This is a genomic window from Mangrovactinospora gilvigrisea (genome assembly GCF_001879105.1).
In the GTDB taxonomy this organism is placed as follows: domain Bacteria; phylum Actinomycetota; class Actinomycetes; order Streptomycetales; family Streptomycetaceae; genus Mangrovactinospora; species Mangrovactinospora gilvigrisea.
Map to the genome: position 1 here is coordinate 17,923 of NZ_MLCF01000038.1, position 15,168 is coordinate 33,090.

11 protein-coding genes and 1 pseudogene are annotated in these 15,168 nt (G+C 74.3%); 6 read left to right on the plus strand and 6 right to left on the minus strand.

Translation table 11 applies throughout. The annotated features are described in order from the left end of the window. Positions 1-3 precede the first annotated feature (3 nt). Entirely contained in the window at positions 4-1,734 is a 1,731-nt protein-coding gene (locus tag BIV57_RS08445; protein ID WP_071656074.1) for a dolichyl-phosphate-mannose--protein mannosyltransferase, read from the minus strand. 160 nt (positions 1,735-1,894) lie between these two features. On the opposite strand from BIV57_RS08445, the gene rsmI reads away from it, so the two are divergent. Further along, positions 1,895-2,749: a 16S rRNA (cytidine(1402)-2'-O)-methyltransferase gene (gene rsmI / locus BIV57_RS08450; protein WP_071656058.1), complete on the plus strand. Its 855-nt coding sequence runs from the start codon at positions 1,895-1,897 to the stop codon at positions 2,747-2,749. A 239-nt stretch (positions 2,750-2,988) separates the two neighbouring features. On the opposite strand, the gene BIV57_RS25560 is transcribed toward rsmI, so the two are convergent. Beyond that, positions 2,989-5,148 (minus strand): serine/threonine protein kinase, encoded by a 2,160-nt coding sequence (locus BIV57_RS25560; RefSeq protein ID WP_071656059.1) that lies wholly within the window; start codon positions 5,146-5,148, stop codon positions 2,989-2,991. Positions 5,149-5,429: 281 nt separating this feature from the next. On the opposite strand from BIV57_RS25560, the gene metG reads away from it, so the two are divergent. Continuing rightward, the gene (gene metG / locus BIV57_RS08460; RefSeq protein WP_071656060.1) at positions 5,430-7,091 is read left to right on the plus strand and encodes a methionine--tRNA ligase; all 1,662 of its coding nucleotides are present in this window, start codon (positions 5,430-5,432) and stop codon (positions 7,089-7,091) included. A 6-nt stretch (positions 7,092-7,097) separates the two neighbouring features. Beyond that, positions 7,098-7,988 (plus strand): TatD family hydrolase, encoded by an 891-nt coding sequence (locus BIV57_RS08465; RefSeq protein WP_071656061.1) that lies wholly within the window; start codon positions 7,098-7,100, stop codon positions 7,986-7,988. A 77-nt stretch (positions 7,989-8,065) separates the two neighbouring features. Here the strand turns inward: BIV57_RS08465 and BIV57_RS08470 are convergent, their stop codons facing one another. Both BIV57_RS08470 and BIV57_RS08475 read right to left on the minus strand, forming a co-directional pair. Beyond that, positions 8,066-9,361 (minus strand): RNA polymerase sigma factor, encoded by a 1,296-nt coding sequence (locus BIV57_RS08470; protein WP_071656062.1) that lies wholly within the window; start codon positions 9,359-9,361, stop codon positions 8,066-8,068. A 61-nt stretch (positions 9,362-9,422) separates the two neighbouring features. Continuing rightward, positions 9,423-9,779: a YciI family protein gene (locus tag BIV57_RS08475; protein ID WP_071656063.1), complete on the minus strand. Its 357-nt coding sequence runs from the start codon at positions 9,777-9,779 to the stop codon at positions 9,423-9,425. A gap of 172 nt (positions 9,780-9,951) precedes the next feature. On the opposite strand from BIV57_RS08475, the gene rsmA reads away from it, so the two are divergent. The 3 genes from rsmA (at position 9,952) to BIV57_RS08490 (ending at position 13,801) form a co-directional block, all read left to right on the plus strand. Then, the gene (gene rsmA, locus BIV57_RS08480; protein ID WP_071656064.1) at positions 9,952-10,884 is read left to right on the plus strand and encodes a 16S rRNA (adenine(1518)-N(6)/adenine(1519)-N(6))-dimethyltransferase RsmA; all 933 of its coding nucleotides are present in this window, start codon (positions 9,952-9,954) and stop codon (positions 10,882-10,884) included. Then, the gene (locus BIV57_RS08485) at positions 10,881-11,855 is read left to right on the plus strand and encodes a 4-(cytidine 5'-diphospho)-2-C-methyl-D-erythritol kinase (protein ID WP_071656065.1); all 975 of its coding nucleotides are present in this window, start codon (positions 10,881-10,883) and stop codon (positions 11,853-11,855) included. The genes rsmA and BIV57_RS08485 overlap by 4 nt, the downstream gene beginning before the upstream one ends. Positions 11,856-12,001: 146 nt before the next feature. Continuing rightward, positions 12,002-13,801: an ABC-F family ATP-binding cassette domain-containing protein gene (locus BIV57_RS08490; RefSeq protein WP_071656066.1), complete on the plus strand. Its 1,800-nt coding sequence runs from the start codon at positions 12,002-12,004 to the stop codon at positions 13,799-13,801. Between the two features lie 41 nt (positions 13,802-13,842). On the opposite strand, the gene BIV57_RS08495 is transcribed toward BIV57_RS08490, so the two are convergent. Both BIV57_RS08495 and BIV57_RS25025 read right to left on the minus strand, forming a co-directional pair. Continuing rightward, a complete protein-coding gene (locus BIV57_RS08495; RefSeq protein WP_071656067.1) occupies positions 13,843-14,322 on the minus strand; it encodes a hypothetical protein in 480 nt (159 codons plus the stop codon). 23 nt (positions 14,323-14,345) lie between these two features. Beyond that, positions 14,346-15,168: pseudogene (locus BIV57_RS25025) on the minus strand (hypothetical protein); the annotation flags it as partial.

Below are 15,168 nucleotides of genomic sequence, written 5' to 3' on the forward strand. Positions count from 1 at the left end.
CGGTCAGATCCACGTCGGCAGCCACATGCGAGCCCGCCAGGCGTCCATCGGCAGCGTCCCGCCGGTCAGGATCGGATAGAAGTAGATGAAGTTCAGGGCCACCGCCGCGACCACCACCCCGGCGATCGCCGTCCCCCAGGCCCGCCGGGTGTCCGAGGCCCTCGCCGGCCCGATCAGCGCCCCCAGCGCCATCGCCACCGCCAGGCAGAGGAACGGGACGAACGCCACGGCGTAGAAGTAGAAGATGGTGCGCGCCTGGTAGTGGAACCACGGCAGATAGCCGGCCGCCACCGCGCACAGGAGCGCGCCCGCCCGCCAGTCGCGGCGGAACACCCACCGCCACAGCACGTAGATCAGCGCCGGGATCGACACCCACCACAGCGCCGGCGTTCCGATCGCCAGCACCTCCTGGGCGCACTGGTGCGCCGTGCAGCCGCTCGTGCCCTGCCCGACCTGCTCGTAGTAGAAGGACACCGGGCGGCCGACGACCAGCCAGCTCCACGGGTTCGACTGGTAGTTGTGCGGCGTGTGCAGGTTCGCGTTGAACTGGTAGACCGAGTACTGGTAGTACCACAGGCTCCGCACCCAGTCCGGCACCCAGCCCCAGCCGGAGGACGCCGGGTGCTGCGCGCCCCACTGCCGGTAGTAGCCGCCGCTGGTGAAGATCCAGCCGCTCCACGACACCACGTAGACGGCGAACGCCAGCACCGCCGTGGACAGGAACGCCGGCAGCGCGTCGCGCAGCAGCGCCGCCCGGTACGGACGCGAGGAGCCGGCCAGCCGGCGCGCGCCCGAGTCCCAGAGCACCGCCATCACCGCGAACGCCACCAGGAAGAACATCCCGTTCCACTTGGTGGCGCAGGCCGCGCCGAGGCACAGCCCGGCCGCGATCCGCCACGGGCGCCAGCCCAGCCGGACCGTCGACGCCCGCGCGTCGTCCGGCTCGTCCCCGACCGCGTCCGCCAACCGGGCCCGCGACCGGTCCCGGTCCACCAGCAGGCAGCCGAACGCCGCCAGCACCCAGAACATCAGCACGCCGTCGAGGAGCGCGGTGCGGCTCATCACGAACGCCAGGCCGTCCAGCGCCAGCAGCAGGCCCGCGACGCACCCGAGGAAGGTGGAGCGGAACAGGCGCCGGCCGATCCGGCACACCAGCAGCACGGCGAGCGTCCCCAGCAGCGCGGTCATGAACCGCCAGCCGAAGGGGTGCATCCCGAAGACCGCCTCGCCGAGCGCCATCACCCACTTGCCCAGCGGCGGATGCGCCACGTACGCGGCCTCGTTGCCCAGCGGCGCCGACGGCGGATGCCCCACCAGGAGCTTGTCGGCGTCCTTGGGCCACGCCGTCTCGAAGCCGTGGTGCAGCAGCGACCAGGCGTCCTTGGGGTAGTACGTCTCGTCGAATATCACCGCGTTGGGCTGCCCGAGGTGGATCAGCCGCAGCACCCCGGCGAAGACCGCCACCAGCAGCGGACCCAGCCAGGACGCCGCCCGCACCAGCCGCATCTGCTGAACCGGCGTCAGACCGAACCCGGACGACGGCAGCCGCGGCTCCGGCCCGCCCGGCTCGCCCGGGAACGGCGGCACCAGCAGCTCGCGCAGCGGCTGGTCCGGCCGCGCCGGCCGCCGGTAGCCGAACCGCGCCAGCGCGCGCTGCCACGCCGACGGCGCGGGCGGCGGCCCGCCCGCCGACGCGGCGTGTGCGCCGGCCGGTCCGTCCGGCTGATCGGTCAGCGTCCCGGCCGGTCTGTAGGTGCCTCGGTCCGAATCCACCGGGCCATCGTAGGAGAGGCGGGGTAAGGCGTTCCTCAGCCCCGGCCCATGGCGTGGCTGTTTCGTTAAGGTGGGCCCGGATCGGACGGGTACGGGGACGAGTGCGGAACGAGGAACACGAGTGGACGGCGTGCTGGTCCTGGCAGGGGCGCCCATCGGCGACGCGGGCGACGCCTCGCCCCGCCTCGCGGAGGAGCTGGCGGCCGCGGAGGTGGTCGCCGCCGAGGACACCCGCCGGCTGCGGCGCCTCGCCGACCGCCTCGGCGTCGTCCCGTCCGGGCGGATCGTCTCCTACTTCGAGGGCAACGAGGCCGGCCGCACCCCCGAGCTGGTCGAGCGGCTGCTCGGCGGGGCGCGGGTGCTGCTGGTGACGGACGCCGGCATGCCGTCGGTCTCCGACCCCGGCTACCGGCTGGTGGCCGCGGCGGTCGAGGCGGGCGTGCGGGTCACCTCGGTGCCGGGGCCGTCCGCGGTGCTCACCGCGCTGGCGCTCTCCGCGCTGCCGGTGGACCGGTTCTGCTTCGAGGGGTTCCTGCCGAAGAAGCCGGGGGAGCGGGCCGCGCGGCTGAAGGCGGTGGCCGACGAGCCGCGCACCCAGGTCTACTTCGAGTCCCCGCACCGCCTGGCGGCGGCGCTCGGCGCGATGGCCGAGGCCTTCGGGGCGGACCGGCGGGCGGCGGTGTGCCGGGAGCTGACGAAGACGTACGAGGAGGTGCGGCGCGGCCCGCTCGCGGAGTTGGCGGAGTGGGCGGCGGACGGGGTCAAGGGGGAGATCACGGTGGTGGTCGCCGGCGCGGACCCCGCGGCGCGCGGCGGCGGCGAGGTGACGCCGGCCGAGCTGGCCCGGCGGGTCGCCGAGCGCGAGGAGGCGACGGGAGAGCGCCGCAAGGCGGCGATCGCCGCGGTGGCGGCGGCCGCGGGCGTCTCCAAGAGCACCGTCTTCGACGCAGTGGTCGCAGCCAAGCACACCCCGTAGCCCCCCGCGGATCGCGGAGCGATCCGGGTAACGCCGGGGCCCCCGCGCCCCCGCGGATCGCGGAGCGATCCGGGTAACGCTGTAGCCCCCCGCGCCCCCGGCGGATCGCGGAGCGATCCGGGAAAACGCTGTAGCCCCCCGCGCCCCTCACACCCCCGCGGATCGCGGAGCGATCCGGGTGGGGTGCCGGGGTTCAGGGCGGCGAACCCGGCACCGCGGCGGCCGCGGGCCGGACGCCTTCAGGTCGCCGTGGCCGTCGGCGCCGTGCTCCCCGAGGCGGACACGGACGTGGACGCGGACGTGGACGCGGACGCCGAGTACGACGCGGACTTGGTCGCCGTCACGGACGGCCCCGCGGACGCCGAGTACGACGCCGACTTGGTCGCCGTCGTCGACGGCGCCGTGGACGGCGAGTGCGTCGCCGGCGGCGTCGTCCCATGGGTCGGCGGCGGCGTCGTGTAGTGCGTGGGCGGCGGCGACGTGTAGTGGGTCGGCGGCGGCGACGTCGGCGTCGACGGCGGAGGCGAGGTCGGCGGCGGCGAGGACGCCTGGCCGCAGTTGCTGCCGCGCACCGTCAGCATGATCCGGGTGTGCAACCCGTAGACCGTGCCGCCCCGCGGGTCCTGGCCGATCACCGTGCCCGCCTGGTAGCCGCTCCCGTAGGAGCACGTCGCCTGCGACTCGACGTCCGTGAAGCCGATCCCCTGGAGCCGCTGCCGCGCGGCGTAGCGGCCCGTGCCGAGCACCGACGGCACCGTCGCCGTGGTCGCCGCCTGGCCGGTGGACGGCGAACCCGTCGTCGGGGACGCCGGCGTGGTCGCCGCCGCCCCGCTCGTCGACGACGTGGACCGCGAGAGTGAGGCCTGGCTGCCGTTGCCGGTGTCCTTGGAGAGCTGGCCCGGCAGCACCGCCGCGGCCGCCGCCCCGATCCCGGCCACCACCAGCGCCGCGGCCAGCGCGGCCACCTTGCGGCGGCGGTACCGGCGCAACCGGTGCGTCCCGGCCGGCCCCTGACGGACCGTGGTCTCCTCGGCGTGCTCCGGCGGCGGGCCGAAGCCCTGCGAGGGCGACTCGGGGCTGTAGCTGTAGCCCGCGGCGGCGGCCGCCGCGGCCGCAGCCGCCGCCGCTTCGGCCTCGCCCGCACCGGCGCCCGTGCCCGTGCCCGTCCCCGCGCCCGTGCGGCCCCAGGAGACCGGGCCGGCCGACGGCAGGCCCGCCTGCTCGGCGCCCGGGGTGCCCCAGGAGACCCGCCCCGGGGCAGGCGTGGACGGCTCGGACGGCGCGGGCCGGGGGACGGCCGAGGCGCCCTCGGTACCGCCCGCGCCGCGGCCCTCCGTGCCCAGCGACTCCGGGTCGGCCGGCACCGCGGGCACGCCCTGCTCGGCCGCCGTCCCGGCGGCGGGCTTCAGCAGCCGCGGCGTCTGCCGCGACTCGGGCTCCTCCGCAGCCTCCACCGACGCCGACGCCGACGCCGGTGCCACCGGCTCCGACGCGGTCGGCGGCCGGGGCGTGGGCAGCTCGCGGATCTGGTGCACCAGCGAGGTGACCGTCCCCGGCAGCCAGTCCGACGTCCAGTCCAGCGGATGGTCGGGATCCTGCACCCGCTCCAGTATCTGAGCGGTCGTCGGCCGGTCGTCCGGGTCCTTGGCGAGGCAGGACTCGATCAGCGGACGCAGCTCGTCCGGCACCCCGTCCAGGTTCGGCGGGTCGTTCACCACCGCGAACAGCAGCATCGCCGGGGAGCCCTGGCGGTCCGGCCGGTCGAACGGGCCGTGCGCGGTGGAGGCGAAGACCAGCACCCCGCCGAGCGCGAAGACGTCGCTGAGCGGCCCGGTCGGCGCGCCCCGGATCTGCTCCGGCGGCATGTAGCCGGGCGAGCCGACCACCATGCTCGCCGGGGTGAGCATGGCGTTCTCCGCCGCCCGCGAGATCCCGAAGTCGATGACCCTGGGGCCGTCCAGCGCCAGCATCACATTGGACGGCTTGAGGTCCCGGTGCACGACGCCCGAGGTGTGGATCGCGGCCAGCGCCTCCGCCAGCCCCGCGGCCAGCGCCCGCACCGAGGCGACCGGGAGCCTCCCCTGCTCCCGGACCACCCGGTCGAGGGACGGCCCGGCCACGTATTCGGTCGCCAGCCACGGCATCGGCCCGGTCGGGTCCGCGTCCAGCACGGAGGCGGTGAACGCGCCCCCGACCGCCTTGGCCGCCTCCACCTCCCGCGCGAACCGGGTCTGGAACTCCGGCTCGCCCGCGAGGTCGGGCCGCACGACCTTCAGCGCGACCCGCCGGCCGCCCGGCGAGCGCGCCAGGTACACCTGTCCCATGCCGCCCGAGCCGAGCCGCCCCAGCAGCTGATAGCCCGCGATCCGGCGCGGGTCCTGGTCGAGCAGTGGCTGCATCGTCCTCGTCCCCCCGGCTCCCGCCCGTCGGGCGGGATGGTTCGTTGGTGGTGAAGTTGTGGTGAGGCTCTGAGGCCGTGAAGCGGCCGTCCTGCCCTCGGGGCCCCCGGCCCCTCGGGTCAGACATGCTCCGCGGCGCCCCGTACCATGCCGCGTCGCCATCCCTTGAAGTGCTTTGGTTCCCCAATACCCGACCGGGACGCGTCCGTCCAGCGTCCAGAGCATCCCACCCCTTGCGGGCGCGGCAAGCGCATGGGTGCAAGACCGTTACCATTTCGGTCATGGCGGCCAAGGAAACCGAGACACCAGCGGGCGGCAAGGCGTTCTACGTCACCACCCCCATCTACTACGTCAACGACGCCCCCCACCTGGGCCACGCCTACACCACCGTCGCGGGCGACGTGCTGACCCGCTGGCACCGCCAGCGCGGCGAGCGGGTGTGGTACCTCACCGGCACCGACGAGCACGGTCAGAAGATCATGCGCACCGCGGAGGCCAACGGGGTCACCCCGCAGGAGTGGGCGGACCGGCTCGTCGAGGACGCCTGGAAGCCGCTCTGGGAGCACCTGGGGATCGCGAACGACGACTTCATCCGGACGACGGAGAAGCGCCACACCGACCGCGTCCAGGAGTTCGTCCAGGACCTGTACGACAAGGGCGAGATCTACAAGGGCGGCTACGAGGGCCCGTACTGCGTGCCCTGCGAGGAGTACAAGGCCCCCGGCGAACTGATCGACGGCGAGGGCGAGTTCGCCGGGCAGAAGCTCTGCCCGATCCACAAGAAGCCCGTGGAGATGCTGAAGGAGGAGAACTACTTCTTCAAGCTCTCCGAGTACGGCCCCAGGCTGCTGGAGTTCTACGAGGCCAACCCCGGCTTCATCCAGCCCGCCACGGCCCGCAACGAGGTGCTCAACTTCGTCCGGCAGGGCCTGACGGACCTCTCCATCTCCCGCTCCACCTTCGACTGGGGCGTGCCGATCCCCTGGGACCCGCAGCACGTCATCTACGTCTGGGTGGACGCGCTGCTCAACTACGCCACCGCGGTGGGCTACGGCGCCGACCAGCAGAAGTTCGACGCCACCTTCCCGGCCGACGTCCACCTGGTCGGCAAGGACATCCTCCGCTTCCACGCGGTCATCTGGCCCGCCATGCTGATGGCCAACGGTCTGCCGCTGCCCGGCCGCGTGCACGCCAACGGCTGGCTGATGGTCGGCGGCGAGAAGATGAGCAAGTCCAACCTGACGGGCATCAACCCGATGCAGCTCACCGAGCACTTCGGCGTCGACGCCTACCGCTACTACTTCCTGCGGGCGATCCCGTTCGGGCAGGACGGCTCCTTCTCCTGGGAGGACTTCACCGCCCGCTACACCTCCGAGCTCGCCAACGACTACGGCAACCTGGCCTCCCGGGTCGCCGCCATGGTCGGCAAGTACTTCGGCGGCACGCTGCCCGAGGCGACGGCCCACGGCGAGGCCGAGGAGGCGATCGCGGCGGCCCTCGCCAAGACCGTCGGCGAGGCCGACGCGCAGCTGGAGGCGCTGGAGTTCGCGGGCGGTCTCGCCGCGGTCTTCGACTTCGTCAAGCTGGTCAACGGCTACCTGACGGAGCAGCAGCCGTGGAAGGTCGCCAAGGACCGGTCGGACGAGGCGCAGGCGCGGCTCGCCACCGTCCTCTACACCGCGGCCGAGTCGCTGCGGGCGATGGCGGTGCTGCTCAACCCGGTGATGCCGGAGAGCAGCGCGAAGCTGTGGGAGTCGCTGGGCGCGGAGGCCTCGCTGGGGGCGCTCGCCGAGCAGCGGGTGCAGGACGCCGGCCGCTGGGGGCTGCTGCCCGCGGGCTCCACGGTCACCAAGGGGGCGGTGCTCTTCCCGCGGCTGCCCGAGCTGGAGAAGGCCGAGTCCGAGAAGTCCGAGAAGCCTGAGAAGTCCGAGAAGGACGCCTGAGCGGATATGGCCAAGTCGAAGTCGGCCCGGGCGCTGGAGGGCGTCGCCCCCGAGCCCCCGGAGCCGCTGCGGGTGCCGGTGGCGGACAGCCACACCCACCTGGACATGCAGGAGGGCGACCCGCTCGCCGCGGTGGCGAAGGCGGCGTCGGTCGGCGTCACCACGCTGGTGCAGGTGGGCTGCGACCTCCCGGGCTCCCGGTGGGCCGCGGACCTGGCGGCGCGCGTCGAGACCGTGCACGCGACGGTGTCGCTGCATCCCAACGAGGCGCCGCGGCTCGTCCACGGCGACCCGGACGACTGGGCCGGCCCGGACCGGCGCGCGGCCGGTGGCGCCGCGGCGCTGGAGGCCGCGCTGGGCGTCATCGACGACCTCGCCGCGCTCCCGCAGGTGGTGGGAGTCGGCGAGACCGGCCTGGACTACTTCCGCTCCGGGCCGGAGCTGGTGGCCGCGCAGCAGGAGTCGTTCCGCCGGCACATCGAGATCGCCAAGCGGCACGGCAAGGCGCTGGTCATCCACGACCGGGACGCGCACGAGGACGTGCTGCGGATCCTCAAGGAGGAGGGCGCGCCGGAGCGGACCGTCTTCCACTGCTACTCCGGCGACGCGGAGATGGCGCGGGTGTGCGCGGAGAACGGTTACTTCATGTCGTTCGCCGGCAACGTGACGTTCAAGACGGCGCAGCCGCTGCGGGACGCGCTGGCGGTGGCCCCGCCGGAGCTGCTGCTGGTGGAGACGGACGCGCCGTTCCTCACCCCGGCGCCGTTCCGGGGACGGCCCAACGCGCCGTACCTCGTCCCCGTGACGCTGCGCGCGATGGCCGCGGTCAAGGCTCTGCCCGAGGACGAGCTCGCCCGGCACATCGCCGCCAACACCCAGCGGGCGTTCGCCCTCTAGCGGTCCGTTCGGCGCCCTGTCCGCCGCCCCTCCGCCCCGGCATCCCACCCGAACTTGGCGGGTGGGGTGCCGGGGTTTCAGGGCGGCGGACGGTGAGTACGGGCGGCATGGAGACGACCGGCAAGCAGACGCCGCTCCGCCTCGTTCGTGGCCAGCGTCAACGCCCGGGAGAAGTCGTCCGCCGCGGGCAGGCCGAGCCGCTGCCGCAGGTCGCCGCGCACCGACCACAGCAGGTGGTACTCCTCCAACTCGCCGCCCGCCACCAGCTTCTCCACCAGCTCCAGCCCCTCCGCCGCCCCGCGCGACCTCCCCACCGCCACCGCCCGGTTCAGCTCCACCACCGGCGACGGCGCCACCGCCGCCAGCCGCGCGTAGAGGCCGGCCACCGCGTCCCAGTCCGTCTCGCCGGAGACATGGCACGCCGCGATCGCCGCCTGCAGCGTGTACGCCCCCAGCGCCGCCCCCGGCCCGCCGCCCGCCGCGACCGCCCGCTCCACCCCCTCCAGCCCGCGCCGCAGCAGCAGCGGATCCCACAGCGAGCGGTCCTGTATGTCCAGCCGCACCGCCACCCCGGACGCCGCCACCCGCGCGGGGACCCGCGCCGCCTGCAGCTCCATCAGCGCCAGCAGCCCCAGCACCTCGCCCTCCGCCGGCAGCAGCCCGGCCAGCACCCGCCCCAGCCGCACCGCGTCCTCGCAGAGCGCCGGCCGCACCCAGTCGTCCCCGGCCGTCGCCGCATAGCCCTCGTTGAAGACCAGGTAGACGACCTCCAGCACCGAGCCCAGCCGCTCCCGAAGCTCCCCCTCCTCGCGCGGCACCGCGAACGGCACCCCGCGCCGCGCCAGCGTCCGCTTCGCCCGGACGATCCGCTGCGCCACCGTCGCCTCCGGCACCAGGAAGGCCCGGGCGATCTCCGCCGTGGACAGGCCGCCCAGCAGCCGCAGCGTCAGCGCCACCCGGCCCGCCCGCGGCAGCACCGGATGGCAGGAGACGAAGATCAGCCGCAGCAGGTCGTCCTGATACGGATCGGCGCCGTCCGCGCGCTCCTCCGCCCGCGCGAACGCCGCCGTCCCGTCGTCCCCCCGCAGGCCCGACTCGAACTCCCGGGCCAGCTCCGCGCACTTGGCGCGGAACCGCTCCTCGCGCCGGAACCGGTCGATCGCCCGGCGCCCGGCGGTCGTCATCAGCCAGGCGCCGGGCCGCTCGGGCACCCCCGTGCGGGGCCACGTCTCCAGCGCCGCGACCAGCGCGTCCTGCGCGAGCTCCTCGGCGAGGCCGAGGTCGCCGACGCGGCGGGCCAGCCCGGCGATCAGCCGGGCCGACTCGATCCGCCACACCGCCTCGACCGCCCGCCGCGGGTCCGTACCGTCCATGACCCCCAGCAAAGCAGCCGACGCGGACAACGCCGGCGAGCCGTGCCGGGCCCCGCGCCGGCTACTGCTCCGGCGCCTCGTCCAGCGGACGGACCTCGCACATCAGCTCCCACTCCTCGCCGTGGATCTCGACGAACCGGCGGGCCCACTCCACGGCCTCCTCCTGGGTGCGGGTGTTCACCAGGCAGTAGCCGCCGATGACCTCCTTGGCCTCGGTGTAGGGGCCGTCCAGGACGGTGATCCTGCCGTGGTCGCCGACGATCCGGACGCCCTCCTGCTTCAGCCCGGCGGTGTCGAGCATGACGCCGGCCTCGGTCATCTCCTTCATCAGGGCGCCCATCCGCTCCATCAGCTCGGGGCTCGGGCCGCCCGCGGGGGCCTTGGACGGGTCGAGGCGGATGATGCTCAGGTAGCGCATGACGTGATCCTTCTTCGTCCGGCGGCCCCCATCGGGCCGCTCTCGTGGATGCGACGAACAACGCGACCCGGGTTCGACACCCGCACGAAGATTTCCCGAGGTTCCCGGAGATTTTTCCCCGCGGACACGACTGGCCTCGGGGTGCGCCGCGGACCCCAGTAGATTGGAAGGTGTGAGCACCAGCAACGAAGAGTCCCCGCGGGGCGACGACGCCCTGCTCGGACCGGCCGAGATCCGCGGCCTCGCCGCCCGTCTCGGCATCCGTCCCACCAAGCAGCTCGGCCAGAACTTCGTCATCGACCCGAACACGGTGCGTCGCATCGTGCGCACGGCCGGTATCGGCCCGGACGACACCGTGGTCGAGATCGGCCCCGGGCTCGGCTCGCTCACCCTCGCGCTGCTGCAGACCGCCGACCGCGTCACCGCGGTCGAGATCGACCCCGTGCTCGCCGAGGCGCTCCCCGGCACCGTCGCCGAGCGCCTCCCGGAGCGCGCCGACCGCTTCGCCCTGGTGCACGCCGACGCCATGGAGGTGACCGAGCTCCCCGGCCCGGCCCCCACCGCGCTGGTCGCCAACCTGCCCTACAACGTGGCCGTCCCCGTGCTGCTGCACATGCTCGCCGCGTTCCCGTCGGTCCGGCGCTCCCTGGTGATGGTGCAGGCCGAGGTCGCCGACCGGCTCGCCGCCGGGCCCGGCTCCAAGGTGTACGGGGTGCCGTCGGTGAAGGCCGCCTGGTACGCCGAGGTGAAGCGGGCCGGCGCGATCGGGCGGAACGTCTTCTGGCCCGCCCCCAACGTCGACTCCGGGCTCGTCGAACTGGTCCGCCGCGACGAGCCGCTCGCCACCACGGCCAGCCGCGAGGAGGTCTTCGCCGCCGTCGACGCCGCCTTCGCCCAGCGCCGAAAGGTGCTGCGCGGCGCGCTCGCCGGCTGGGCCGGCTCGGCGGCCGAGGCCGAGCGCGCCCTGACCGCCGCGGGAGTGTCCCCCCAGGCCCGCGGCGAGTCGCTGACGGTCCGGCAGTTCGCGGCGATCGCCGAGAACCGCCCCCGGGCCGCCGCCGCATCGCCTGCCCCCCAGCCCGTCGCCGAAGGAGATCCGGCGTGAGTCACCCGCACAATCCCAAGCGCCCCCGCCGTGTGACCGCCCGCACCCCGGCCAAGGTCAATGTGCAGCTCGCCGTCGGCGGGCTGCGGGACGACCAGTTCCACGACCTCGCCAACGTCTTCATGGCCGTCGACCTGCACGACACCGTCACCGTCGAGCCCGCCGAGGAGCTCCTGGTCACCGTCTCCGGGCGGGACGCCCACGAGGTCCCGGCCGACGCCAGCAACCTCGCCGCCCAGGCCGCGTGGCTGCTCGGGGAGCGCTACCACCGCGACCCGTACGTGCACATCCACATCGAGAAGAACATCCCGGTGGCCGGCGGGATGGCCGGCGGCAGCGCCGACGGCGCCGCCGCGCTGCTGGCCATCGACGCGCTGTGGGAGACGAAGGCGAGCCGCTCGGCGCTGCTGGAGCTGGCCGCCCGGATGGGCAGCGACGTGCCGTTCGCCCTCTACGGCGGCATCGCGCTGGGCCGCGGCCGCGGCGAACTCCTCACCCCCATAAAGCCGGACGACGGCGGCGAGCGCGAGTACCACTGGGTCTTCGCGCTCGCCGAGGGCGGCCTCTCCACGCCCGCCGTCTTCCACGAGTGCGACCGGCTGCGGATGGCGTCCGGCGGCGGGCACCTGTCGGCGGACGTGCCGATGCCCGACCCGGCGCCGGAGCTGCTCGCCGCGATCCGCGGGGGCGACACGGTCGGCCTCGGCCGGATGCTCGCCTTCGGCCTCAACGACCTCCAGGAGGCGGCGCTGTCGCTCCGACCGGAGCTGCGCGCCACGCTGGACGCCGGCACGGCGGCCGGGGCCCTGGCGGGCCTGGTCTCCGGCTCGGGCCCCACCTGCGCGTTCCTCGCCGCGGGCGAGGAGGAGGCGGTGCAGGTCGCCAAGGCGCTGCGGGAGTCGGGGATGTGCCGCGACGCGATCGCCACGCGGGGGCCGGTGCCCGGCGCCTCCGTCGAGGTCGTGGAGTAGCCGAGGACGCGCCGCGGTGTGCAGGGTGCGCACCGGGTTACGGTGTGCTCTCCCCACTCGCGCCCACGCGGCGGAGCCGCAGATCGTCCTGGGCCCCGCCCCCTTCATCCGTCCCGAAGCGTCGACAGCACAGGAGCATCCCCACTATGGCCGTGAACCTCGTCAACCTCGAGGCGGTCAGCAAGAGTTACGGCACTCGCGCCCTGCTCGACCGCGTGTCGCTCGGTGTGTCCGAGGGCGAGCGGATCGGGGTGGTGGGCCGCAACGGCGACGGCAAGACGACCCTCGTCCGGCTGCTGTCCCGCGCCGAGGAGCCGGACGGCGGCCGCGTCACGCACGCCGGGTCGCTGCGGCTCGGGCTGCTGGCGCAGGGCGACGCGCTCGACCCGGCGGCGACCGTCCGGCAGGAGGTGATGGGCGACCTCGCCGATCACGAGTGGGCCGGCAACGCGAAGATCCGCGATGTGCTCACCGGGCTCTTCGGCGGCCTGGAGATGCCGGGGTTCCCCGACGGTCTGGAGACCGTCATCGCCCCGCTCTCCGGCGGCGAGCGCCGCCGGATCGCGCTCGCCAAGCTGCTGATCGAGGACCACGACCTGCTGGTTCTCGACGAGCCCACCAACCATCTGGACGTGGAGGGCATCGCCTGGCTCGCCCGCCACCTGGCCGCCCGGCGGGCCGCGCTCGTCGTGGTCACCCACGACCGGTGGTTCCTCGACGCGGTCTGCACCCGGATGTGGGACGTGCAGGCCGGGGCCGTCCACGAGTACGAGGGCGGCTACTCCGACTACGTCTTCGCGCGTGCGGAGCGGGAGCGGATCGCGCAGTCGGAGGAGGCCAAGCGGCAGAACCTGATGCGCAAGGAGCTGGCGTGGCTGCGGCGCGGCGCTCCGGCGCGGACGTCCAAGCCGCGGTTCCGGATCGAGGCGGCGAACGCGCTGATCGAGGGGGAGCCGCCGGCGCGGGACACCGTCGAGCTGCTGAAGTTCGCCAACTCCCGGCTCGGCAAGACGGTCTTCGACCTGGAGGACGTCACTGTCCAGGCCGGTCCGAAGACGCTGTTCGCGCACCTGACGTGGCAGCTGGGGCCGGGCGACCGGTTCGGCCTGGTGGGCGTCAACGGGGCCGGCAAGACCTCGCTGCTGCGGACGCTGCAGGAGGCGGCGGACGACGAGAAGCAGCCGGCGGCGGGCACGGTGGTGGTCGGCAAAACGGTCCGCCTGGCGTATCTGTCGCAGGAGGTCGCCGAACTGGACCCGACGTGGCGGGTGCTGGAGGCGGTGGAGCGGGTCAAGCAGCGCGTCGACCTCGGCAAGGGGCGCGAGCTGACGGCGTCGCAGCTGTGCGAGAAGTTCGGGTTCACCAAGGAGAAGCAGTGGACCCCGGTGGGCGACCTGTCGGGCGGTGAGCGGCGGCGGCTGCAGCTGCTGCGGCTGCTGATGGGCGAGCCGAACGTGCTGCTGATGGACGAGCCGACGAACGACCTCGACATCGAGACGCTGACGGCGCTGGAGGATCTGCTCGACGGGTGGCCGGGTTCGCTGGTGGTGGTGAGCCACGACCGGTACTTCGTGGAGCGGACCACGGACAAGGTGCTGGCGGTGCTGGGCGACGGCCGGCTGCGGATGCTGCCCGGCGGCATCGACGAGTACCTGCGGCGCCGCGAGCAGCTCGCCGCGGCGGCGCCGGCGTCCGCGCCCGCGGCGACGGCGGAGAAGCCCGCGAAGACCCGCTCGGCGGCGGACAGGCGCGCCGCCGGCAAGGAGCTGTCCCGCATCGAGCGCCAGCTGGACAAGCTGTCGACGCGCGAGGCCAAGCTCCATGACGACATGGCCGCGCACGCGACCGACTTCGCGAAGGTCGCGGAGCTGGACGCGGCGCTGCGGGAGTTGACGGTGGAGAAGGACGAGCTGGAGATGCGCTGGCTGGAGCTGGCGGAGGACTAGGTCGCGGAGAGTCGTCAGAAGCGGCCTGAGGCCGCCGCGGATCAGTCTGCGAAGTCCTCGGCGACCTCCCGCACCTCCGGGTCGATGCTGTCGCGGGCCTCGCGGCACAGCGTCCGCAGCGCGTCGTCGAGGCCCAGGTGGTCGAGGAGTTCGGCCATCCGCCGGTAGGCGTCGCCGTCCGGCTCGGCGGCAAGGAGGCGACGGACACCGTCCGGCACCAGGCGTCGCGCGTCCCCGTGGGGGAGGCGGCCCAGCAGGTTGCGGACCCGGACGGTGTCGCGGTCGGCGAGGCCCGCGGCGAGCAGCTCGGCGAGCAGCCGCTCGGTGAACCCGGTGCTCAGCTGGCCCAGGATCGCCAGGGCCTCGCGCCGGCGGTCCAGGTCGGCGAGCGCGGTGCGCAGCCGCGCGACGGTCTCCTCCCGAGCCAGGCGCAGCGGGACGAGCGCCCGCTCCAGCGCCTCGGCCGCGGCGGAGGCGTCCACCAGTGGGGGCCACGAGGTGTCCTGATCGCTCTCTTCCATGGCGGTTCCTGCGCCTCCTCGCTTCACTTCTTCGGCTTTCGCTTGTTGCCTGCATGCTCCCAGGGCAGGGAGGCCACCTTGTCGGAGAACTCCCCGGCGGTCATCGCCCGGGTGGGGTAGATCGTCCGGTGGCCCCAGGGCTCCGGCCCGCCGACGTCCTCGCCGTCGGCGTGGACGCCGAGGCCCTCGGGCATCTCGTAGCCGGGCGGCAGGACGTGGTACTGCCCGGTGACCGGCGCCCGCTCCGGATCGATGTAGGTGGAGGCGCCGCGCGCCTTGTCGGTCGGCGCGGTGGGTTCGTACGGTCCGACCACCGCGTCGGGCGAGTCCACGCCGAGGTCGCGATCCAGCCGGACCGGACGAGGGGCCTCCTTGTTGCCGAAGGCGTGCAGCTTCTCGGGATCCTCGGCGGGCCCGTTCGCGCCGGGGTCCTCATCCGGGTCGGCGGTCTCGGCAGCGGCCGGGGCGTCCTCGGCCCCGTCCTCGTTGACGGGCTCGGGGACGCTCTCCTCCTCCGGGGGCGGGGGTGCCTCGGCGGCGTCGTCGCCGTCCTCGTTGACGGGTTCGGGCGTCGGCTCCTCGGAGGCCTCGGTGTCCGGGGCGCCGTCGTCCTCGGGGGCGGCGGTGGGCTCGGGCGTCTCCTCGTTGACGGCCTCGCCGCCCTCTTCCTCCGGGGGCGGTGGGGCGTCTGCCGTGTCGCTGGCGGGCGGCGGTGCGTCGGTGTCCGTTTCGCCGCCGCCCGGTTCGGTGGCGGTTTCGGGGGCCTCGGCGTTGTCCTCCGGGGGTGGGGGCGCCTCCTCGGGGTCGGATCCCTCCTCGGCGGCGGGTTCGGGCGTCTCCTTGTCG